Origin of the sequence: Streptomyces sp. NBC_00829 (assembly GCF_045161795.1) — a bacterium.
In the GTDB taxonomy this organism is placed as follows: Bacteria; Actinomycetota; Actinomycetes; order Streptomycetales; family Streptomycetaceae; genus Streptomyces.
This window is the reverse complement of record NZ_CP108867.1, coordinates 8,348,129-8,368,638: the sequence shown is the minus strand read 5'-3', so window position 1 is coordinate 8,368,638 and position 20,510 is coordinate 8,348,129. Positions and strand designations below refer to the sequence as shown.

Genomic DNA, 20,510 nt, shown 5'->3' with positions numbered 1-20,510 from the left:
TCAGTGCCACCCGGCTAAGGTGAGGCGCTGACTGCGGCCAGTACTGCGCCCGTAGTGACGCTCGATGTAGAACTGACCGATCGTCAGTACAGAAGTGCAGGCAAGGTACCAAATACTGACCGCGATCAGGGCGGGAAGGCTTTCAAAGGTCCTGGATGCGATGTCTTGTCCGGCCCGGGTCACATCGACAAGGGAGATCGCGCTGACCAGCGAGGTAATCTTGAGCATGCCGATGGTCTCGTTGCCCGTGGGGGGAATGATCACCTTCATTGCCTGAGGAATCGTGATCCGGCGCAGCGCCTGGAGACGGGTCAACCCCAGAGACGCGGCCGCTTCGGACTGGCCCTCGTCCACCGACAGGACACCCGCTCGCACGATCTCCGACATATAGGCGGCCTCGTTCAAGCCAAGGCCCAGCAACGCCGCGGTGTAAGGCGACACGAGATCGTTGTAGACCCAGGAGTGAAACTCGGGCCCGAACGGAACGCCAATGGAGATGCGGGGCCACAAAGCTCCGAGGAACGTCCAGAGAAACAGCTGAACGAGGACCGGCGTGCCGCGGAAGAGCCAGACGTAAATCCATGCGGCTCCGGAGAGCACACGGTTGTGCGAGAGCCGCAGAACGGTCAGCAAGAGGCCGCCCGCACAACCGATGATCATGGCTGCAGCCGTGAGAACCAGGGTGGTCTGTAAGCCCCGGAGCACGGTGGCGTCCCACAGGATGTCCCAGACCACGCTCCACTGAAGGTTCGGATTCGCCACCATGGCGTGGACGAACATCGCGGCGAGCACGCCGACCACCACCATCCCCAGCCACTCCCCGGGGTGACGCACGGGCACGGCGCGGATGTTTTCTGCCCTGGTCGGCTTCGCCTTCGGTTGAGGGGACCGCGGGGACGTCAAGGTGTCACGCCCACGTCAGGATCGATGCCGGGGTGGCGGCTGCTTGATAGGGCTCGGTGGTCTTGTCGTGGGGACAGCGATGCCGCGCCATTGCCTGAGACGGTTGAATTGGCGTTCGACGATGTTGCGCTGCCTGGAGAGGTGTGGGTCGAAGGCCGGCGGGCGTCCGTCGCGGCTGCTGCGCCGGGCCCGGTTGCGGACCTGATCGGCCCGTTCGGGGATGGTGTGGGCGATGCTCCGGCGCCGCAGCCAGGTGGGGATGCCCCTGAAGCTGTAGCCCTCGCCCCCAAGGTCGTGGTCGGGCTTCGCCCAGGGTCGGCCGGGTCCGATTCGGGGCGGCATCAGACAGTTCATGGCGACGTTTGCCCAACCATGATCCACCAAGCAAGATCATTTCAGGATGCGGCCTAGGCACGTTTACCTTCCTGGTGGGACATGTCACTCGGTGGCACCATTGATCACCGCCCGGGTGACAGCGTTCGATTCGACACCCCATTCACCCAGGATTCGTTTATAGGTGCCATCCTCAATGAGGAGCTGCACAGCGCCCTGAATTGCTCGGGTGAGCTGACCGTCGCCCTTGGGTACGACGATGGCTGTCGGGCTGACACTGTAGGGCTCGCCGAGCCTTTCGAGCTTGCCACCGGATTGCTCGACCGCATAGTTAACGACCAGGGAGTCCGCAATCATCGCGGAAGCACGCCCGGCTGCCACAGCCGCCGTCACTTCAGTCTGGAGGTCGAACCTATCGCCGTCTCCGGGAATAGGCGCCTTACCAGCCGCCTTGCACTTGGGATTGCGGATCTCCTTGATCTCATCAGCCGCGATTGTGGCGGTCTGAACAGCAACACGGACCCCGCACAGCAGCTGGGCGTCCACGCCGTCCGGGTTGCCGGCCCTGACGGCGATCGCCTGCCCGGAAGCCAAGTAGGTAACCATGTCGACGACCTTCTGGCGCTCCTTGGTGGCAGCGAAGTCCGAGATGCTCATGTCATACTTACCTGCCTGGACTCCCGCCAGGATGCCATCGAACTTCACGCCTTGGAACTGCGCCTTGAGTCCCAGACGGGCAGCGATGGCCTTGCCCAGATCTATGTCCACACCGACGATCCGTCCTTTGGAATCCTTGAATTCCATCGGGGCATAGGAAGCGTCCGTCGCGATGATGATCTCCCCCTTCTCCTTCAGGTGTTGCGGCACCAGTCTGGCCAAGGCAGGATCCGCGTTCTGTCTCGACACCGCGACTTTCGGCTCAGATGCGTCACCACAACCGACGGCCGTAAAGCCGGCCATGATCACGACAGCGGCCGCCAAACATCGCCGGATTGCCCCTCGTGTCATTGCCGCCTCCGGCGAGTCCCAGGCACCCAACCCAGCTGCTGCACTCCATGGCGGCGGGGCAAGTTCCCGACGCTTTGTCGCAAACTGGGCATGGATGACGCCACTTCCTTCTCACATCGTCCCATCGACCTGGGCACCTGTCTCCGCGGCACACCAGCCCACCCGTGGCACTTCCCACGCGGCCGACACGTACACGCACGCGGTTGAGTCACGCCTGGCAGCGCGCCGCCCCATACCCCTGGCCGGCGTACGCCGACTGGCAGCCAGCCTGCGTACGCCGGCCATGAGCTGCCCCATGAGCCCCGGTCAGAAGTAGTCAGGGCACCAGGGGCGACTCGCCGTGCGCAGTAGTGCGTCGGCAGTGGCGGCCGCCCCGGGCCGGTGCTCTTCGGCAAGGCCGAGGGCCATGAGCCTGCTGGCCGATTCGTCGCCCAAATAGAGTGCGCTCAGCCCGCTCAGCCCCAAGGACAGCTCGGCGGGCAATGTCGTCGCTGAGCACGAGGCGCCATCTGCTTGGGCGTCCAGGCGAAATCGTCCGCCTGACAGGCCCAACCCGTCATGGACGTCGAGAACCAGGGAACCCGGAACTCGGTACGCGCGGGCCTCCAGGGCACGCGGCACGTCCAGCAGCCGTACCCACATGAAGTCCACCTGCGTGGTAATCCGCGCCGCACGGGGATTGGGCAAGAACAGCGGCAGCAGGTCATCGGGAGCCCGGAAGCCGCTGCTGACCTTCGTGATCCAGTCCACGGAGAGCAGGTAGTGCCAGAGCGCGCGTTCCGCAGCCGGTGACGCCGCAATCAGACTTCGGACTCTGGCCTCGCCATCGGGCAGCTGGTCATGCCAGGTGTCGCCGGTGGAGTAGACCACCAGGCCGTCGACACGTCCTTGATCGGTCCGGTAGAAGGCCTGGTGGGGGAACTTCCACGGCTGGCTCGGAAGGGACAGCTCGCCTGTGTTGAACTGCCACCAGCGCTTGTCACGGCTGACGACGCCGTGCCGGGTGACGCGCAGCCGGTCGTGCAGTTCAGGCCCGGCCACACGGACGGCGTCGCCGTCGACCAGGTCAATGCTGCCCCCGTCGTCAGGGCCGGACCAGCGGGGGTCGAGCCCTGCGCGGAGGACGTCGATCTGCCAATTGCTGACCCAGGTGGCGGGGCCGAAGCCGTAGCGTCCGTAGATCTGGTATTCCATAGCGATCAAAGTGGCTGCCACGTCGCCGCGCTCCTTGGCCCGCGCCAGATCCTCTTCCATCATCCGGCTGAGCAGACCTCGGCGACGGTGCGTGGGCGAAACGGTGACATTGGTGATCGCGTTGACCGGTACGGAGGAACCGCCGACCACGGTGAGCTGCTGATCGAAGCTGCGGAAGGTGGCGACGCAACGCCCGTCCTCGAATGCTCCTTGCGTACGGTCGAGAGCGATGCCCCCACGCCGTATTTCGACCTCCTCGTCCGTGACCTCCGGCGTGTCCAGAAAGCCAACGAACATAGCGCGCAGCCAGCCGGTCAGCTCTGAGTCGGTGATCGTACGGATCTCAAGACTCATACAAGAAGGCTATGACATACCTGCTCACAACGTCGCGCGACGACCCACCAAGGCCCGCCGCAGACCAACGCCATGGATACACGGTGACGCACGGGGAATTGCAACCCGCAGAGGCCGTGGCACGGCAGCACGTATCGGACTGGCTGAGACACGCAGATCTGATCCGTGACGTGATGCCGGAGCTATCTGGCACCGGGCCACGCACGCCGGAGTCGGCTGGGACCGGGGCTGCGCGGTGATCCGCTGATTCTCATGCGCTCCGTCGAGCTGCGCGAGCGGTGGGGGCGACGGTTACAGCATCGGCCGTCATCCAGGAGAGCCCAGAGGACGTTCACCCGGCGGCGGACAAGAGCGAGGACCGCTTGGATGTGCCGATTTCCTTCAGCGCGCTTTCGATCGCAGAACCGGCGGAGTTCGTCGCAGCTTCGAATGCTGAACAACGCCGAGAGACACGTTTGGAGGCGGCGGTTGCACCGCTTGGGACAGACGCGAACACAGGTCGTTTTCCAAGCGTCTCGCGATTCCTCCGATTACTTGATCTTGCATTTCTCGCCGCTATGATCCCGCGCTGGGCGAGGACAGCCGCCCCCCATTTTCCTTTCAGCCTCTCCTGCCCGGCCCCTCGCCAACGGCACTTCCTATACGGTGCTGGACTCAGCCGATCGGCACCCTCGAAGCCATCCTGGCTTTGATCTATCATTTCCGACTGCGGACGCAACACCTCAACCGCGCAGGGCGCCCGCGGCGCAGAGTTCCGACGGATCAAGAAACTCCCTTTCCCAGCAACCTATCTCCCCACTACCTAACGCACTACCTAGACAATCACCTATCACTACCTACCCCTCCCCGTGCCAATCTTTCCATCACCCATACCTTCCCCCCAACGATCGCGCGAACTTTGACCAAAAGAGGGTCGTTTTCCCATTGATTCGGCGTCCGGTTTCAGATCTCCTTGACGGGAGTCGACAAACCGGAAGAAATCATCTGGGGATAGGCGAGAATCGTGAATGCCGACATCGAGCGCAGTGACAACCGTACCGCCGTGAACCCGCGGCGTTCCCCGTCGCATGGTGCCACCGCTCGCCGACCGGACGCCGGCACGGCCATTGTGACTACCCCCTTCGCACGGTCGCGGACCGAAATGCGGGCCGAGGAGCCGCCTTGCGTCTGGCCCCTTCCCCACCGGTCCGAATCGGCCGGCACCGCTCGGCGCGTCACGCGCGCCGCACTCGCCGAGTGGGGCATGGACAAAGACACCACCGAGGAGATCGTCCTCGTCGTCTCCGAACTCGTCACCAACGCCGTCGAGCACGCCCTGCCCCCCGTCGCCCTCCACCTCGAGCGCTCCACCGAGGGCACCGTTCACGTGAAGGTCGATGACGGGGGGCCCGCGGCACAAGAGGGCGCATGGGCCACTACCGGCGGACAGGAGGAACACGGTCGTGGCGGCGGCATCGTCGCCCTGCTGGCGACGGCCCACGGCACACACTCTCTCCCCGCCGGCACAGCCTACTGGGCAGACCTCCCCGTCGCGGTCTGAAGCTCGGCATTCGCCGCCCCCTCCAGCCCCCATCCCAAGGTCCGGTGATCGGTCAGCTGACAGCTGACAGCCCCAGTCACACAGGAGCCAGGCGCTGGCCCGTCTCCACCATCCCTGCTCGACATCCCCCAAATCCAGGGACAACTCCCATGACCGAACACGGCACGCCCCCGGCACTCCCTCTGCCGCCTGCCTGCGGTACTACCCGCGCAACTCGTCTGGGCCGTCGATTCTCACGGCACCATGCACCAGATCACACGCCCCGCACAAGTCCGACCGCGCTTACTTCCCCGGTCGCTGCAACTCCGTCAAGGCTTCACATCCGTGCCTGTCGGGCGCACGTGGCCGCCCATCCTCGAACGGTCTGAGAGCCATGCCCATTCCCGCACCGACCCGTCGTCACATTCCTCCCGGTACCGCCGCCTACCTGCGCTGCTACCCCTACGACCGTTGGGCCATGACACACCACCGACAGGCCCTGGAGGCCTACGCCCACCACCTCAACCTGCCCACCCCCACTTTCTACTTCGACAACGGCCGACGATCACACCGCCCCGAGTACGAACGACTCCTGCGATCGATCGCCGCGGGACGACACACCATCCTGCTCATACCCGGCTCCTGGGTCCTCGACCTCCACAACGCACCCGCCCAGGAACGAATCCAACAACTCACCGAGCACGGCTGCAACATCGTCATTGAACTCCCCCACCCGCCCTGGTGACGCGAACGAACCACCACCGAGTCAGCTCCACTCAGCCGGCACAGCACCCCCGAACTGAAGTTCCCCCTGGACCTGTTCGTTTGACCTCCGGGTCCTTTGGGCCGCTGTGTCATCTCGTCGACGTTACGACGTGCCCCAGGGCGACGAAGCCGATCCCGATGGCGAGGAGTGATGGCGAATGAATGCCTCCGCTCAAGACCATCAGCACAGCACCCAGTCCCCAGAGCCTGGGTTGGCGGACATGTCGCCGAAGCCATCTGCCCGGCATGCGGCCGAGAAGCAGGGCGTGTATTCCCATCACCGCCCAGGCGACAGCCAGTGTGAACAGTGCGAGCCCTGTTGCCAACAGCAGTACGCCGAACATGGATCAGGCTCCCTCCGGACGCGTCATGCTGCTATCCAACCTGAGGACGTCGGGTTCGTCAGTGCCGGGTCGGGAGGTCTGGCCGCCTGACGGTGGGTCATGCTGCGGTCGGGCGCCAGTGCGAGAGGGGTCGGGTGCGGAATGTGGCGAGCCCCCACTGCTGGTCGACCAGCAGTGTGCGCTGGTGTTCGTGGAAGGCCGGGTGCAGTCGCTGGATGCGTGCCTTGAGGGCGCGCAGGGTGATGGGGAAGCCTGGTGATCCCATGAGCAGTCGCAGGTGGTGGCAGCAGACAGGCTGCCGGGCCCTGGTCAGGATGTCGAACAGCATGTTCTGTACGCCGGAGCGGCTGATGCGGCATGCGGTCGGAGTCGGAGTCGGCGTCGTGAGACGGCGGAGGCTGGCGTGGATACGCCATGTCAGTTCGGCGGCGGGCGCGCGCCGGTCCAGGACGTCGACGGCTCCTGCGTCGAAGGCGGCAAGGGTGCAGGCGAGGGTGGGCGGCAGGACCGCGATGGGGGCGATCAGCCGCGCCGCCCTGATCAGTTCGGGTACGGCTTCCTCCTCAGTTTCGGGTACGTCCAGCAGAAGGAGCGCCGGGCCTCGGGAGTGGAGTTCTGCCAGGGCTGCGCTGTCGTGCCAGCGGGCGCGCGCGGTGATGTAGAGCCCTGCCCTGTCCAGGCGGGGCGCGAGGGACGGTGTGCCGGGGCCGGCGGAGGTGAGCAGGCCGAGGCTGCGGGACAGGGCGGCCGACGGGGGAAGCATGTTCCGCCCGTGACGGTGAGGGGGCAGTGGCATGGTCATCTTCCTTCTCCGCCGTCTCAATTGTCTTGGCGGTTGGTACCCGTGGCGGGTGGAGAGCCTGGCTGACCGTCTGGAAGGGCGCGTGCCCTTCAGGCTGCTTCGGTCCATGGGTGGGAGGTGGCGTTGTTCCAGTCGGGTTCCCACTCGGGCCGAAGGCCGCTCACGCCCCAGCCGTCCGGGCGTCTGTGCGGAGGGTGGAACCACTGCGGTGGTGGTGCAGGGCCTGGGTGTAGACGTGGCGGGCGGCGCGGAAGGCTTCTTCGGCGGTGGCCGCGGTGCCGGTGAGTACGTGGATGCCGTGTGTGTTGGTTCGGGGGTCGTGGATGGGGACGTCGACCTCGTAGACGGGGTGGTGCATGGCGGGGTCCTTTTGAGGGGTGGTGTGTGGGGCCCGTGGCCGCCGCCGATTGAGGGGAGGCCGCGGCGGCGGCACGGGGCCGGCCGCGGGGGCCGGCGGGGCGTGGTCTCAGCTGTCCGGTGATGTCGGCAAAGGTCCGGGGAGGTGGAGGACAGCGTCGATTTCGATGGCGATGCCGGGCAGGTCGGTCTGGGTGAGCGTGCGGGCGGGGGGCGGGTCGCCGACGTAGGCGCGGTAGACCTCGTCGAAGTCGCCCTTGCGGGCCGCATCGCGCAGGTAGACGTTGACCTTGACTGCGTGGTGCAAGCTGCCGCCTGCGGCCAGGGCGACGGCTTGGAGGTTGTCCAGGGTCTGGCGGGCCTGCAGGGTGAACGGCTCCTCGTCTGTCATCCGCTCGCCGGAGGGGTGGCGGGGGGGTCTGTCCGGAGAGGAAGACGAGATCGCCTGCGCGGACGGCCTGGCTGTAGGTGCCGGCCGGTGCAGGGGCTGCGCTCGTGGAGATCGGAGCGGACTTCGGCGGTTCGGGGTTCACAGTCCTTGCTCCTTGCCGAGGGCCTTGAGGGTGGTGGTGATGCGTTTGAGGGCCGCCGCCCACTGCTGCTCGTCACGCGCGTAGCAGAGCCGGAAGTGGCCCCGACCGGCCGGGCCGAACTGGTAGCCCGGGCTGACCAGGACGCCGGCGTCACGGACGAGGCGGGCGGCGACCTCCTGGTCGGGCAGGCCGAGGGCGGAAATGTCGGGGAAGAGGTAGGCGGTACCGGCCTGGGGTTGCACGGTGAGGTAGTCCACCTCGCGCAGCCACTCCACGCTCCTCTCCCGCAGTGCGCGCAGGTCCTCCACCCGGCTGCCGACCCAGGGAAGGTCCTCACGCAGCCACGGAACAAGGACGTGCTGGGCGTAGGCGGGCGCCCGCAGCGCCATCAGGGCTAGGGCGTGTGTGGAGTTGTGATCTCGTGGGTCCCCCGGCTTGGGAGGGTCGGGGCCCTTGGAGTAGAACGGTGGGGTGTCTCGACCTCAACTTTCGGATGCCGAGTGGGAGTTCATCTCTCCGTTTCTGCCGGTCGGTGAGTACGGGCCGTACCCGGAGAACCTGCGGGCACACTTCGAGGGTGTCGTGTGGCGGTTCAGGAACGGCGCGAAATGGCGGGAGTTGCCCGAACGATTCGGGCATTGGTCCACCGTTTACGGCCGGTTTCGGCAGTGGCGGGATGCCGGGGTGTTCACCGCGGTGTTCCAGGGCGCGATCGCCGAGGCGGCGAAGCGGGGCCTGGTGGACTTGTCGCTGGTCAGCGTGGACTCGACCACAGCCCGGGCCCATCATGACGCCGCAGGGATGATCATGAAGCCCGAGACCCTGGACGCGGTGGAGAAGGCCGCCGCGGAAAAAGGGGCACCAGCGAGGAACAAGACGGGCAACTGGACCCGGAGCGGGAAGAACGACGACGCGTGAGGCGTCGCCGCAGGGCCCGGCTCGCCGCTGCTGACCTGGGGCGTTCCCGCGGTGGACTGACCACCAAGACGCACCTTTCCTGTGTGCCGCAATGCTTGCCCCTGTCACTCAAGATCACCGCAGGGCAGGCGGGAGACAGTCCGCAGTTCATCCCCGTCCTGAACAAGATCCGCGTCCCCGGCCCGGCCGGCCGGCCCCGTACCCGGCCCGACGCGGTCGCGGGCGACAAGGCGTACTCGTCCCGCAAGAACCGTTCCCACCTGCGCAAGCGTGGGATCAAGGCGGTCATCCCCGAGAAGAAGGATCAGGCCGCCCATCGCAAGAACCGCGGCTCACGCGGCGGACGGCCCGTCACCTGGGACAAGCAGCTGTACAAGCTCCGCAACAGCGTCGAACGCACCATCAACAAGATCAAGGACTGGCGCGGCCTTGCCGTCCGCTACGACAAAAAGCCTGAAAGCTACCAGGCCGGACTCGAATTATGCGCCGGCCTCCTCTGGATCCGACACCTCGGATCACAGCATTGATCACAACTCCACACACGCCCTAGGACGTCCTCGATCGCGTCGGCCAGGTGGGGTGGGGCGATGACGACACCGAGCCGGTATCCGGACAGCGACTCCGTCTTGGACGGTCCCAACAGGGTGACGCAGCGCCCCGCCAGGGCGGGCTCTGCGGCGAAGTGCGGCAGAGGGCCGTCGTAGACAAGACGGGCGTAGAGCTGGTCGGCGATGACGGTCATGCCGTACCGCTCAGCGATCTTCCCTATGGCGGCGATGGTCGCCCTGCTGTAGACGGCGCCGGTCGGGTTGTTGGGGTGGGACAGCAGCAGCACCCTCGCGCCGGCGCGGGCGGACGCTTCGATGGCGTCGACGTCCAGTTCCGGGCCGGCGGGCGTCAGACGCAGTCCGATACGGTCGATACCGGCGCCGAGGTAGCTGATGATCCGCTCGTCGAAGAGGTAGTCCGGGTCCGGGACAGCGACCCGGCCGCCCTCCTCCGCCGTGGCCGACAGTGCCGCGAACAAGCCCGCCTGCGTTCCCGGCGTGAGAACAACCTCGCGTTCGGGATCGACCGGCACCCTCATGAAGGCGCCGACCGCCTCCGCCACCTGACGCCGCACCCCGGCCTCGCCCCGATAGGCGGTGTAGGCGAGTTCTCCGCGCTCGGCCGCGGCGGTGAACAGGGGAAGCGCCCACTGGGGCGGCGGAAAGCGAACCGTGTCGAAGTGGGTGGTGTCCAGCACCACTGCTCCCGGCCCGCCGACCGCGTCCCGGCCTCGGGCGGTCTCGCGCACGGCCTGGCGTACGTACTCGTCGGCGGCGCGTGCAGACAGAACACCGTCCGCGGCGGCGGGCACTGCCGCGCGCAGCAGACGGATCGGCCGGTTCGGTATCTCACGTTCACTCATGGCCACAGCAGGACGCCGGCGCCCCGCGCCACCCAGGCGGATGGGTCATGGCGTGACATCCGATGGACGAAGCTGAGCCGACGTCGGGAGACGGCACGCGAGATCAGCCCGTGGACGAAGACGTTTCCCTCGGTCGTGATCTCGTCGAACACCCAGCCTGCCCGCTTGGGCGACGGCATCCGGTCCAGATAATCCTCGATGTGGGCGGCGAGGAACCGGGCCGTGAACACGTGAGCGACCGTCAGCGCGGTGAAGACGAGCCACATCCGGTCGACCGGCACGGAGACTGTGGCCACCTGGAGGGACTGGCCTCCCGCCAGGAGACGGGTGAGCACGACAGCGACGGCCAGCAGACCGCCGAAGGCCAGAATGCGTGCCGCGTTGCGGGCTCCGGATACGATGCGTCGCTGAGTGGGACTCGGGTCGGTCACCGGCTCACGATCGTTCAGCCGGACCGAGGTTGGCAAGCCTCCACCCGCGGTTTCCCAGGAGTTGACCCGCGGCATCGGCCGTCACCCCGCCGGAGCGTGGGGCGCCGTCACGGTCGCCGCAGCGGCTGTGATCGCTCGTCCGCGATGGATACGGACGCTGGCCAATCAGGGCTACCGAATCAGTGCGAGGGTTCTCGGAAGAACGGTCACAACCAACTGAAGCACTCAGCCACAATGTGTGATTGAGCGCTTCAGTTGGCGGGACGTGCCAGGTGCGGCGTTCAGGAGGTCGCAGCGCAGGTGCGCTCACCGAAGTCGCTGAGCGGGAGGCGGCCCTCGGACGTCGTGCCGGAGTGGATCAGCCGTAGCGCGATGCTGCCCTGACCGACCCGAGGATCGGAGGAGGTGAGGGGGCGGTAGCCGTGCTGTCGCCCCCTCACCCCTGTTCGTCAACTCTCCGTCGTCGCCCCGCAGCGAAGTGTGGACCGCGACCACGATCCCCACCACGAGCCGGCCCTCGTCAGTCGTCGAGCACCGCTCGTGCCCGGCCGACGACTCGCAACGCGGCGGATCGTTCGGCGATCAGTGTGTCCTTGTCGCGTTCGATCGATTCTTCCTGGTAGGCGGCCTCGACCGCGAACCAGTCGCGGACGACGCCGGAAGACCGGTTGCACCGTACCTCCGCGGTGGCCTGTGCCCGCTCCGCGGCCTTGCCGACGGCTGCCTTGCCGGTCGTGTCCACGGGCGAGGAGAGGTGGTAGCCGCGCGCACTCATGCACGACGACCATCTGGCCACCGCCGCGACGACGCGGGGATCCTTGGCCGACGCGTCCCACGTCTTCCGCTGCAGATCCATGGCGAATGGCGTGTCCCGCGCCCTGGAGGTGTCGCCGAGTTGGCGTACGGCCCAGCCCACACAGCCTCGTGGCTGTCCCCCGCCGGAAGCACCGTCGTAGACACGGCGCTGGGCCGTCGTCAGCTTTGGCGCGGTGGGTGGCGCGGCGTCTCTGGACGGAGGAAGCCCGTAACCGTACTGCTCGGCCTGTTCCAGGTCGGTCAAGCCGTAACGGCGTTCCAAGAAGTCCTTCAGAGGCGGGCGTACGTGCGTCAGCGCCTTCACCGGCGCGCCCCGTTCGCGCATGCAGCGCTCCACCAGTCGTTCGTACGCCCTGTTCAGGTCGTCGCGCTGCTGGTAGCTGAGCAGATACGCCTGCACGGGGAGTTCCGCCCGTCCGGTCCCGGCTCTCTCCGTACCGCCGGCGGTCGTCGCGTATCCCACCGCGCCGCCGACCGCCACACACACGGCGACAGCACATGCCGTGACCACGGTCCGTCTTGTCACGGCCCGAACAGCACTGACGCATCCTCGTTGTACGTAGCCGGCAGGCTGCTGAGGAAGTTGGTCGGAACGAAGTCGCTCGGTCCCTTGTACTCGAACCGGTAGAAGACGGTGGCAGCGTAGAAGTTGTTCGTGTTCCGCGCCGATCCGGCGTTGTTCCAGACGCTTTGCCCGACGCCGTTGCAGTTCGTACCGCAGGCGTTGAACTTGGTGTTCGTCAGGTTGGGAATGTTCCCGCCGATCCTGACGAACGATCCGCCTCCGCCCGAGTTGTAGTAGAGACAGAACCACCCGTCGACGCAACTGTCCGCGCTCGCCGGGGCGGCCGCCGCCACGGAGCCCGCTGTGAGACTCAACGTGGCGAGTGCCGTCAGTAACAGACCTCGTCTGCGCATCTTCGCTCCTCGGTCGTGAGATGGGTCGGGGCCCGCGGCCGTGACGAACGAGCGGTCTCGCGCGGGCTCGTTCCTCCCGCACCTGGACGCACCTCGTGTGCACTGCCTTTTGCCCCCTGCGAGAAGTCTGCGTTCGGCCGCCTGCCCCTGTCATTGCCCGTCGGCGCAGTCTTTCTTGATTCTGCGCGCAAGAGGGGCAGGGCCGATTCGGGAGGGAGGGACGGCAGGGGGAACGGGAAGCGTCGATCGCCGGTGCTCATTGGGGGTGATTCCGTAGGCGCTGCGGAAGGACCGGCTGAAGGTGACGGCGTTGGTGAAGCCCCATCGCGCGCCGATGGCGTGGACGGGTAGCGCACGCAGCGCGGGGTCGCTCAGGGCCGCGTGGCAGCGCGCCAGCCGGCGGCGGCGGATGGTCGCCGCGACGGTCTCCTGCCGCTGCCGAAAGAGATAGTGGAGCGTGCGTACCGAGATACCGTGATGGGCCGCGACGGACGCGGGAGACAGACCGGGCTCGGCCAGATTGTCCTCGATGAACGCGTTGACGCGGGCCAGCAGCATGCGGCTGCGGGCTTCCGGTGGCAGGCGGTCGTGCACGTCGAGGTGGTGGGCGAGGAAGGCGACGGTCAGTTCCCAGGCCGCTGTGCCCAGCCGTTCCAACTCCGGCCGCTCCAGCGACGGCGCCTGTTCGACGACGCTCCGCAGGAATCCGGCGAGCACCGCGCCGACACCGGTGCGACCCGACATGGCCCGTGCCAGGATCCTGTCCACTCTGCCGCTCGGCAGCGGGAACCCGGAGCGCGCCAGGTGCAGCACGATGCCGCGCAGGAGCGGGCCGCCCGTCCCGCTCAGTCCTTGTCCCTCGTACGGCCGTGATGTGCTCCACAGAGCGAAGTCACCGGTCGACAGGCGGCTTTCCTGCCGGGACTGCGATATCCACATCTCGCTGTCCAGGATGAGCGCCAGTTCGTAGCCCTCGGGGTCGGAATGCCTTATCAGCGCGGGCGTACGCCGGGACCGGATGGGGGGAAAGGACATGGTGGTCAACTGGACCGCCCCCAGGTCCAGCGCGCCGGCGTCGGCCAGGAAATCGGAGGTGTGCCGACTCTGGATCCGAACCGGCGCGACGTCACGGCTTATCAGGTCGCACCACCACTCGAAGCGTTGCTCCGGGGGCACGCTGGTGCTGTGCAGAACGGTGTATCCCACAGAACCCTCCACTGATCGCGTCTCCGTCCGGCAAGCCTGCCCCGCGGCAAACGGGCGTCACACCCGTGTTCTCGCCAATCCGTCTGACACGCCTCCGGAAGTCGGTGTCGTCCGCCTCCGCGTCCCGGCTCACCCCCGCGCCGCCAAGGCGGGTCCACTTGCGCGTGGCGGCCAGGTCGTCAGCCGCGGCCTTGATCCGTTCCTGCCACGTGGCCGCTGGATGCAGCCGGGCAGCGGGGCGTCCAGCTGTGCTCGCTGTGTGCCGCCGCCGAACTCGATCCCGTCCTCAGGGGTTTCGACCACCAGGAGACGTAACCGTCCGCGCCCAGGGCGGCGTTGAGCACGGCATCGCGTGTATGAACATCCGCCCCCCGCGCATACGCGGGCGAGCCCGGACCAACTGGTCCGGGCTCGCCGGACGTTCGGGAAGGCCTGACCGTGGTGTTGATGCCGTGCAGGGCGAGCGCGCGCAGGCTGACCAGCCGGGCAATCTGTTGCGGGTCTCGGTCGCAGTAGCACAGCGCGCCGGTGTCGTCGCAGTCGGCGGCGTCCGGGGGCAGCGCCCGGGTGCGGGGGTGATGCCCTGCAGTTGCTCGATCAGTCGTTCCGTTCGGCTCCGGTCTCCTGTGCGATGGTGTGCTGCGGATTCTTTGCCCCGGGCGCCGACGTGGCCGGGGTGGGGGTGGCGTCGGAGCCGAGAAGGCGACCGGTAGCGGTTCACGAAGACCATGTCGCAGTCGCTCGCCTCGGGCACTGCGTCGCGTTCCCACCGGTGGTCACGGTCGAATCATTCACCGCAACAGGCAGCCTACGGCTTGCCACTTGGCCGCTGCGCTGCCCCACCCATACTCCGATACACCGAAGCGCGGACCGAGGTTCGGCCGAAGACATTGTGAGCTTCGGTCGGTACCCCCTTGGACCGCCCTCCGCAGGGCGATTGCATGGTGAGCACACCCGGCCCCCATGTCCACGATCACGTACGCGGCACCGGCCGGTCGTGCGCCAATCTCCCCCACACACGAAAGTTCTGGCCGCACCTTCATGAAGCCACATGCGTCCGCACCACACTTCCCGAGTGCTTCTCCCCGGCGGCTTCGGCTGCGTTCCCTGACCTGCGCGGCGGTCGGCGTGACCCTCGTCGCCCTGTCCGGATGCCGGGTCAACGAGGCTGCCACGATCCCGACGACTGCCCCCTCACGCGAGGCGGTACGTATCCCGGCCTCCTTGACCAGTCAAGCACTGCGATGGCACGCGTGCCCGCCGCCCGCCCCGTCCCAGGGCCCCGGACCGGCCCCGGGCGCGGCATGGCAGTGCTCCACGCTGAAAGTCCCCCTCGACTACCGCAAGCCCGGTGGGGAAACCATGAGACTCGCGCTGATCCGCACCAAGGCGAAGGACCGGGGAAAGCGCCTCGGTTCCCTCATATTCAACTTCGGAGGACCGGGCGGGTCAGGCGTCGCGTCACTTCCCCAGACCGGCAAGGACTTCAGCCGGCTCGGCTCCCGCTACGACCTCGTGAGCTTCGATCCGCGCGGTGTGGGGATGAGCCGCGGTGTCACCTGCCTCCAGGGGAAAGACCTGGACCGCCACTACGCAGTCGACCTCACCCCCGACGACGCCGCGGAAGAGGCACTGCTCAAGGCATCCACGAAGCGGTACATCAAGGCTTGCCAGAAGAACTCGGGGAAGATCCTTCCCCACGTCGGCACCGAAAACGCCGCTCGTGACATCGACCTTCTGAGAGGGGTGCTGGGCGAGAGCAGGACCAAGTACTTCGGCATCTCCTACGGCACCGAACTCGGGGCCGTGTACGCCCACCTCTTCCCCGACCGGGTCGGGCGGTTCGTGCTGGACGCGGCGGTGGACCCCACGGAGGGCAAGACGCAGTTGAGGCTCAATCAGGTCCGGGGCTTCCAGCTGGCGCTCGACCACTACATGAAGGATTGCGCGAAGCAGGCAGCCACCTGCCCGACCGGCTCGGGCGGGAAGGACGGCAACACCAGAATCACCGCGCTCCTGCACAAGCTCGACTCCAAGCCGCTTCCCACATCGCAGGGCCGCCGGCTCACCGCGGACCTCGCCGAAACCGGAATCGGCGCCGCCTTGTACTCCCAGCAGGCATGGAAACTGCTGACGCAGGGTCTGGAACAGGCCATGGCAGGGCGCAGCGGTGACGTCCTGCTCGCCCTCGCCGACATGTACTTGGAACGCGACGTCAAGGGGCGGTACAGCACCTTGCATGCGTCGAACTTGGCCATCGACTGCGTCGACACCAACGAACGCGTCGACGAGCGGGAGATGGCGGCCCTGCTGCCGAAGTTCCGTGAGGCGTCTCCGGTGTTCGGGGAGAGCGCCGCATGGGAACGCGGCTGCAACGACTGGCCGGTGCGCGGCACCTCCGCGCACCGGGACGTACGGGCCGCCGGCGCCGCGCCCATCCTCGTCATCGGTCAGACAGGAGACCCGGCGACTCCCCACGACGGTGCGAAGAAGCTGGCCCGCGCACTCGGCGACAAGGTCGGCGTCGACATCTCCGTCGAAGGTGAAGGGCACGGTGCCTACAGCGCGACAGGAAATCCGTGCCTGACCGCCCTGGTGGACGCCTACCTGCTCAAGGGAACCGTGCCGTCCCGAGGGACTCGGTGCGCGTAGCGCGCCGGTGGACCAGCCCGTGTCCGACGTCAGATGCGGGAGCAGGACCGGGACGGTGAAGAGACGACGCCCCAGCTGGTGATCTGGGTGGCGCACAGAGCCGGCAGGGCGGCACGAGGCCGCGACCGGTCCCCCGTTCCGGTCGCGGCCTCGTCGGTGTGAAGATCGCTCATCCTCGGATCAGCAGCAGCCGGGGGCGGCGACCGGTTCGGTCGTGCTGGTATCGGCGTCGGGCGAGGTGGTGCAGCAGGTGCTGCCCTGCTGCTTGGCCAGGGTGTCGGCGTCGGCCTTGACGACGTACACCTCCCACGGTTCCTGCCCGGGGCCGTGGACCCAGACCTTGTCCTGGAGGGCGTAGCAGCAGGTGGTGTCGTTCTCCTCCGCCGTCGCCAGGCCGGCCTCGCTGAGCCGGGTGGTGGCGGCGTGTACGGCGTCGGTGGTGTCGACTTCGACGCCGAGGTGATCCATGCGTGTGTCCTCACCGTCGGTGCCTTCGATGAGGACCAGCTTGAGCGGGGGCTCGGTGATGGCGAAGTTGGCGTAGCCGTCGCGGAGTTTGGCGGGTTCGGTGCCGAACAGCTTGGTGTAGAAGGCGATTGACGCGGCGAGGTCGGGGACGCGGAGGGCGAGCTGGACGCGGGACATGACGAGCCTCCTGCTGGATGGTTGGGTCGCGAGGTGTGTCAGCAGCCGCCGGTCGAGGCCGGGGCGCCGACGCCGATCCGGAGGGTGGCGGGGGTCGCGCAGCAGCCGCCGTCAGCGCCGTCCTTGGCGGTGTCGGGCTCGTCGAAAAGGCCCGCGCCGCCGCAGACGCCGGTCTCCGGAAGGGTGAGTTCGACACGCTGGGCGGCTTCCTGGTCGCCGGCGATGGCGGCGGCGATGGAGCGGACCTGCTCGTAGCCGGTCATGGCGAGGAAGGTGGGGGCGCGGCCGTAGGACTTCATGCCGACCAGGTAGATGTCCTTCTCCGGGTGCGAGAGCTCGTTGACGCCGTGCGGGTAGACGGTGCCGCACGAGTGAACGTTCGGGTCGATCAGCGGAGCCAGTTCGGCCGGGGCCTGCAGGCGCTCGTCCAGGCCGAGGCGCAGCTCATCGAGGAACGAGAGGTCGGGGCGGAAGCCGGTCAGCACGATGACTTCGTCGACCGGGTCGAGGCGGCGGCCGTCCTCGGCCGCCAGGACCAGTTGCTCGCCGCTCTTCTCGATGGCTGCTGTCCGGAAGCCGGTGACGGCATCCGCGTATCCGTTGTCGACGGCGGCCTTGGCCGCGAGGCCGAGTGCGCCGCGGGCGGGCAGCTGGTCGGCCTCGCCTCCGCCGAAGGTGGAGCCGCCGATGCCGCGCCGCAGGATCCACACGGCGTGGGTGCCGGGGGCGTCCTTGGCCAGATCGGCGAGGTAGGCGAGAGCGGTGAAGGCGGAGGCGCCGGAGCCGATGACAGCGGTGCGCCGGCCCTCGTACCGGGCGCGTACTGCCGGGTCCTTGAGGTGGGGAACGCGGTAGGAGATGCGGTGGGACGCGGTGCGCTCCCCCAGTGCGGGCAGGCCGTCGCCGCCGATCGGGCTGGGGGTGGACCAGGTGCCGGAGGCATCGATGACGGCGCGGGCAGTGATCCGCTCCTGGGTTCCGTCGGCGCTGAGGACGTGGACGGTGAAGGGCTGCTGCTCGCGGTCGGCATCCACGACACGGTCACGGCCCAGGCGGGAGACGCCGGTGACGCGGGCATCAAAGCGCACCTTGCCGGCCAGCACCTCTGCCAGCGGCTTGAGGTACTGCTCGGCCCAGTCGCCGCCGGTGGGGTAGGTGCTGGCGTCGGGCTTCACCCAGCCAGTGGGGGCCAGCAGCTTCTCGGCGGCCGGGTCAACGACTTCGCCCCAGGTGGAGAACAGCCGCACGTGGCTCCACCCGCGCACGGCGCTGCCCGCGCTGTCTCCGGCCTCCAGGACCAGGGGCTCAAGGCCGCGCTCGATGAGGTGGGAGGCGGCGGCCAGGCCGATCGGGCCGGCTCCGATCACCACGGTGGGCAGGGCGGCGGTGGACGCGTTCACGATGACTCCCGAATCTGTTTCGACATCTGTCGATGCCTTGCACCGCCAGGATGGCACCTGCTTCGATGAACGTCAACATAGACATTCGTCAAATCGGAGAAGGCGAGACATCTCCATAGCGCTGCGGCGGCAGCCAGTCCCGTCCGGCCGCCACATACGCCCCTACGCGAGCAAGGCCTGGCGCCAGCGCCACTGAAAGCATTCGAAAGGGCGGCCGATTCCTGGCCGCACTGCCATGACAGCCTCACCCCGCCCGCAACCCGGCCGCAGGGCGGAGAGCCCCCTGGGCGCTTGGTTCGATGTATGTCAACATAGACGTATGCCGAATACGAAGGTGCTGCCGCTGCTCGAACCGGATGTCGAGCCGTGCTGCCCGCCGCTGACCGAGCGCCCCCTCACGGCGGACGAGGCGGTCCGCACCGCCGCCATGTTCAAGGCCCTCGGGGATCCCATCCGGCTGCGGCTCTTCTCCGCGGTCGCCTCGCACGAGGGCGGCGAGGCATGCGTCTGCGACATCTCTGACGTCGGCGTCTCCCAGCCCACCGTCAGCCACCACCTGAAAAAGCTCAAGGAGGCGGGCCTGCTCAGCTCGGAGCGGCGCGGCACCTGGGTCTATTACCGCGTCGAGCCGTCCGTGCTCGCTGCTATGGGCCACATCCTGGGCCGCTACACCGAGTGACGCGCGCCAGGGCCAGCGCTGTCGGGCGGCCAGCCGTCCCCGCGCCGCGCACGAGATCCGGCTGTTCGGCGGTTTGCAGCGGCCCCTCGCCGTCCGAGGGGCTTTGCCCGCAGGCGCAAAGGAGCACGGCGCCTGCCTAGGACAAGACGACGGCGAGGAGTGCGAGTCCGGGGAAAGCTCTGTCGGGGTGGCGTCCCAGGTGTCCGGGACGAACGGTGCCATCGGCTACTTCGAGCTCTCTTTCGGGCACCCCCGAGACGTTTTGTCTGCACTCAAGTCCCTGCTGGCCCGCGCCGGGGGACCGGAAGGGCAGAAGGACCTCTCCCGGATTGCCTACGCTCCACGTCCGCAGGACGTGGCGGCCCAAGTCCGCCAATCGTCCGCTCCCTGGCCTGAGCACGGCTCCACCGGTCGGCAGCGACCAGTTCGGCCGAGGCGGCGCAGGGTAACCGGGGGCGAGTCCTGCCTCACCGCCGCCGGTCACCACCGATTGGAGTGCTTCGTCATCCGGCCGACCGCCGGGAAGCGTCCCGTCCCTGCATGAAGATGAGCGCCACCAGTGCCAGCCCGACCACGGCACCGGCCAGTTGGGCGCCGATGAAGCCGGGGACGGAGGCGGGCTCGATGCCGGCGAACGTGTCGGTGAAGGCGCGCCCGATCGTCACCGCCGGATTGGCGAACGAGGTGGACGACGTGAACCAGTACGCGGCACCGATGTATGAGGCGACGGCGACCGGAGCGAAGCGCAGGCGGTCGGCGCGCGCCAGGCCGAAGATCAGGAGGATCAGCCCGGCGGTGGCCACGACCTCGCCCAGCAGCAGATGCCCGGCCGAGCGATCGTGCGTGGACCACTTCACCAGCGGCTCGCCGAACATCGCGTCGGCCAGCACGGCGCCCGCGATCGCGCCTGCAATCTGCGCGGGGACGTAGACGCCCACCTCGCGCGCGGTGACCCCGGCGCCGCCGCGGCGGGCGGTCCACCACTCGGCCAGAGTGACGGCCGGGTTGAAGTGGGCGCCGGAGACCGGGCCGAGCAGCGCGATCAGGACGCCGAGCCCGAAGACGGTGGCGATGGAATTGGCGAGGAGTTGCAGGCCCACGTCCTGGGTCAGCTCGGTGGCCTGAATGCCGGAGCCGACCACGACCGCGACCAGAGCGGCTGTGCCGACGAACTCGGCCGCCCCGCGCGCGATCAATGGAGTGCGGGGCGGGGTGGCGCCCGGCGCGGGCTGCGGCTCAGTAGGGGTGGCTATGGCGGACTCCGCAGTGGACTCGGAGGAAGCGGCCTCGGTCGTGCTCAACAAGACTCCTCGGTGCAGTCG

The 20,510-nt window shown here is 67.8% G+C and carries 20 protein-coding genes and 1 pseudogene; 5 read left to right on the top strand and 16 right to left on the bottom strand.

The features are described from left to right. The 4 genes from OG293_RS37335 to OG293_RS37320 form a co-directional block, all read right to left on the bottom strand. On the bottom strand, positions 1-807 hold the full coding sequence (locus tag OG293_RS37335) for an amino acid ABC transporter permease (protein WP_406003172.1): 807 nt from the start codon (positions 805-807) through the stop codon (positions 1-3). 111 nt (positions 808-918) lie between these two features. Further along, positions 919-1,245, bottom strand: a complete 327-nt coding sequence (locus tag OG293_RS37330; RefSeq protein ID WP_406003171.1) for a hypothetical protein — start codon at positions 1,243-1,245, stop codon at positions 919-921. 96 nt (positions 1,246-1,341) lie between these two features. Continuing rightward, complete coding sequence (locus OG293_RS37325; RefSeq protein WP_406003170.1) at positions 1,342-2,217, bottom strand: ABC transporter substrate-binding protein; 876 nt, start codon at positions 2,215-2,217, stop codon at positions 1,342-1,344. A 333-nt stretch (positions 2,218-2,550) separates the two neighbouring features. Then, positions 2,551-3,792 carry a GNAT family N-acetyltransferase gene (locus tag OG293_RS37320; protein WP_406003169.1) on the bottom strand — a complete coding sequence of 414 codons (1,242 nt, stop codon included), beginning with the start codon at positions 3,790-3,792 and terminating at the stop codon, positions 2,551-2,553. 1,141 nt (positions 3,793-4,933) lie between these two features. On the opposite strand from OG293_RS37320, the gene OG293_RS37315 reads away from it, so the two are divergent. Together OG293_RS37315 and OG293_RS37310 are read left to right on the top strand one after the other, a co-directional pair. Beyond that, a complete protein-coding gene (locus OG293_RS37315) occupies positions 4,934-5,332 on the top strand; it encodes an ATP-binding protein (RefSeq protein WP_406003168.1) in 399 nt (132 codons plus the stop codon). Positions 5,333-5,789: 457 nt separating this feature from the next. After that, on the top strand, positions 5,790-6,056 hold the full coding sequence (locus OG293_RS37310; RefSeq protein WP_406003167.1) for a hypothetical protein: 267 nt from the start codon (positions 5,790-5,792) through the stop codon (positions 6,054-6,056). A gap of 461 nt (positions 6,057-6,517) precedes the next feature. Here the strand turns inward: OG293_RS37310 and OG293_RS37305 are convergent, their stop codons facing one another. From OG293_RS37305 to OG293_RS37290, 4 genes are all read right to left on the bottom strand, one after another. Beyond that, positions 6,518-7,216 (bottom strand): hypothetical protein, encoded by a 699-nt coding sequence (locus tag OG293_RS37305; protein WP_406003166.1) that lies wholly within the window; start codon positions 7,214-7,216, stop codon positions 6,518-6,520. 166 nt (positions 7,217-7,382) lie between these two features. Next, a complete protein-coding gene (locus tag OG293_RS37300) occupies positions 7,383-7,580 on the bottom strand; it encodes a hypothetical protein (RefSeq protein ID WP_406003165.1) in 198 nt (65 codons plus the stop codon). Between the two features lie 108 nt (positions 7,581-7,688). Further along, complete coding sequence (locus OG293_RS37295) at positions 7,689-8,021, bottom strand: RidA family protein (protein WP_406003829.1); 333 nt, start codon at positions 8,019-8,021, stop codon at positions 7,689-7,691. A gap of 87 nt (positions 8,022-8,108) precedes the next feature. Continuing rightward, complete coding sequence (locus tag OG293_RS37290) at positions 8,109-8,501, bottom strand: aminotransferase class I/II-fold pyridoxal phosphate-dependent enzyme (RefSeq protein WP_406003164.1); 393 nt, start codon at positions 8,499-8,501, stop codon at positions 8,109-8,111. An 82-nt stretch (positions 8,502-8,583) separates the two neighbouring features. Here OG293_RS37290 and OG293_RS37285 point away from each other — a divergent pair. Beyond that, positions 8,584-9,557 (top strand): annotated as a pseudogene (locus OG293_RS37285) (IS5 family transposase). Here OG293_RS37285 and OG293_RS37280 read toward each other — a convergent pair. The 5 genes from OG293_RS37280 to OG293_RS37260 form a co-directional block, all read right to left on the bottom strand. Continuing rightward, a complete protein-coding gene (locus OG293_RS37280) occupies positions 9,491-10,441 on the bottom strand; it encodes an aminotransferase class I/II-fold pyridoxal phosphate-dependent enzyme (protein WP_406003163.1) in 951 nt (316 codons plus the stop codon). The pseudogene OG293_RS37285 and the gene OG293_RS37280 overlap by 67 nt on opposite strands. Further along, a complete protein-coding gene (locus OG293_RS37275; RefSeq protein ID WP_406003162.1) occupies positions 10,438-10,872 on the bottom strand; it encodes a hypothetical protein in 435 nt (144 codons plus the stop codon). The genes OG293_RS37280 and OG293_RS37275 overlap by 4 nt, the downstream gene beginning before the upstream one ends. A 520-nt stretch (positions 10,873-11,392) precedes the next feature. Next, a complete protein-coding gene (locus tag OG293_RS37270; RefSeq protein ID WP_406003161.1) occupies positions 11,393-12,214 on the bottom strand; it encodes a hypothetical protein in 822 nt (273 codons plus the stop codon). Next, on the bottom strand, positions 12,211-12,606 hold the full coding sequence (locus OG293_RS37265; RefSeq protein ID WP_406003160.1) for a peptidase inhibitor family I36 protein: 396 nt from the start codon (positions 12,604-12,606) through the stop codon (positions 12,211-12,213). The genes OG293_RS37270 and OG293_RS37265 overlap by 4 nt, the downstream gene beginning before the upstream one ends. Before the next feature lie 150 nt (positions 12,607-12,756). Then, positions 12,757-13,812, bottom strand: coding sequence for a helix-turn-helix domain-containing protein (locus OG293_RS37260; protein WP_406003159.1), 1,056 nt, complete (start codon positions 13,810-13,812; stop codon positions 12,757-12,759). Between the two features lie 1,041 nt (positions 13,813-14,853). Here OG293_RS37260 and OG293_RS37255 point away from each other — a divergent pair. Next, positions 14,854-16,464: an alpha/beta hydrolase gene (locus tag OG293_RS37255; protein ID WP_406003158.1), complete on the top strand. Its 1,611-nt coding sequence runs from the start codon at positions 14,854-14,856 to the stop codon at positions 16,462-16,464. A gap of 180 nt (positions 16,465-16,644) precedes the next feature. Here OG293_RS37255 and OG293_RS37250 read toward each other — a convergent pair whose 3' ends face one another. Together OG293_RS37250 and OG293_RS37245 are read right to left on the bottom strand one after the other, a co-directional pair. After that, a complete protein-coding gene (locus tag OG293_RS37250) occupies positions 16,645-17,109 on the bottom strand; it encodes an ArsI/CadI family heavy metal resistance metalloenzyme (protein WP_406003157.1) in 465 nt (154 codons plus the stop codon). 38 nt (positions 17,110-17,147) lie between these two features. After that, positions 17,148-18,509: an NAD(P)-binding domain-containing protein gene (locus OG293_RS37245; protein ID WP_406003156.1), complete on the bottom strand. Its 1,362-nt coding sequence runs from the start codon at positions 18,507-18,509 to the stop codon at positions 17,148-17,150. 319 nt (positions 18,510-18,828) lie between these two features. On the opposite strand from OG293_RS37245, the gene OG293_RS37240 reads away from it, so the two are divergent. After that, complete coding sequence (locus OG293_RS37240; RefSeq protein ID WP_406003155.1) at positions 18,829-19,188, top strand: ArsR/SmtB family transcription factor; 360 nt, start codon at positions 18,829-18,831, stop codon at positions 19,186-19,188. A gap of 503 nt (positions 19,189-19,691) precedes the next feature. Here the strand turns inward: OG293_RS37240 and OG293_RS37235 are convergent. Continuing rightward, positions 19,692-20,489: an aquaporin gene (locus OG293_RS37235; protein WP_406003154.1), complete on the bottom strand. Its 798-nt coding sequence runs from the start codon at positions 20,487-20,489 to the stop codon at positions 19,692-19,694. Positions 20,490-20,510: the final 21 nt, after the last annotated feature.

Bases quoted from the DNA above. Each gene is read 5' to 3' on its own strand.
- OG293_RS37335 (WP_406003172.1), bottom strand. From the start codon at position 807: ATGGTGGTGGTCGGCGTGCTCGCCGCGATGTTCGTCCACGCCATGGTG.
- OG293_RS37330 (WP_406003171.1), bottom strand. From the start codon at position 1,245: ATGCCGCCCCGAATCGGACCCGGCCGACCCTGGGCGAAGCCCGACCAC.
- OG293_RS37320 (WP_406003169.1), bottom strand. From the start codon at position 3,792: ATGAGTCTTGAGATCCGTACGATCACCGACTCAGAGCTGACCGGCTGG.
- OG293_RS37315 (WP_406003168.1), top strand. From the start codon at position 4,934: ATGCGGGCCGAGGAGCCGCCTTGCGTCTGGCCCCTTCCCCACCGGTCC.
- OG293_RS37310 (WP_406003167.1), top strand. From the start codon at position 5,790: ATGACACACCACCGACAGGCCCTGGAGGCCTACGCCCACCACCTCAAC.
- OG293_RS37305 (WP_406003166.1), bottom strand. From the start codon at position 7,216: ATGCCACTGCCCCCTCACCGTCACGGGCGGAACATGCTTCCCCCGTCG.
- OG293_RS37300 (WP_406003165.1), bottom strand. From the start codon at position 7,580: ATGCACCACCCCGTCTACGAGGTCGACGTCCCCATCCACGACCCCCGA.
- OG293_RS37290 (WP_406003164.1), bottom strand. From the start codon at position 8,501: ATGGCGCTGCGGGCGCCCGCCTACGCCCAGCACGTCCTTGTTCCGTGG.
- OG293_RS37280 (WP_406003163.1), bottom strand. From the start codon at position 10,441: ATGAGTGAACGTGAGATACCGAACCGGCCGATCCGTCTGCTGCGCGCG.
- OG293_RS37265 (WP_406003160.1), bottom strand. From the start codon at position 12,606: ATGCGCAGACGAGGTCTGTTACTGACGGCACTCGCCACGTTGAGTCTC.
- OG293_RS37255 (WP_406003158.1), top strand. From the start codon at position 14,854: ATGAAGCCACATGCGTCCGCACCACACTTCCCGAGTGCTTCTCCCCGG.
- OG293_RS37250 (WP_406003157.1), bottom strand. From the start codon at position 17,109: ATGTCCCGCGTCCAGCTCGCCCTCCGCGTCCCCGACCTCGCCGCGTCA.
- OG293_RS37240 (WP_406003155.1), top strand. From the start codon at position 18,829: ATGCCGAATACGAAGGTGCTGCCGCTGCTCGAACCGGATGTCGAGCCG.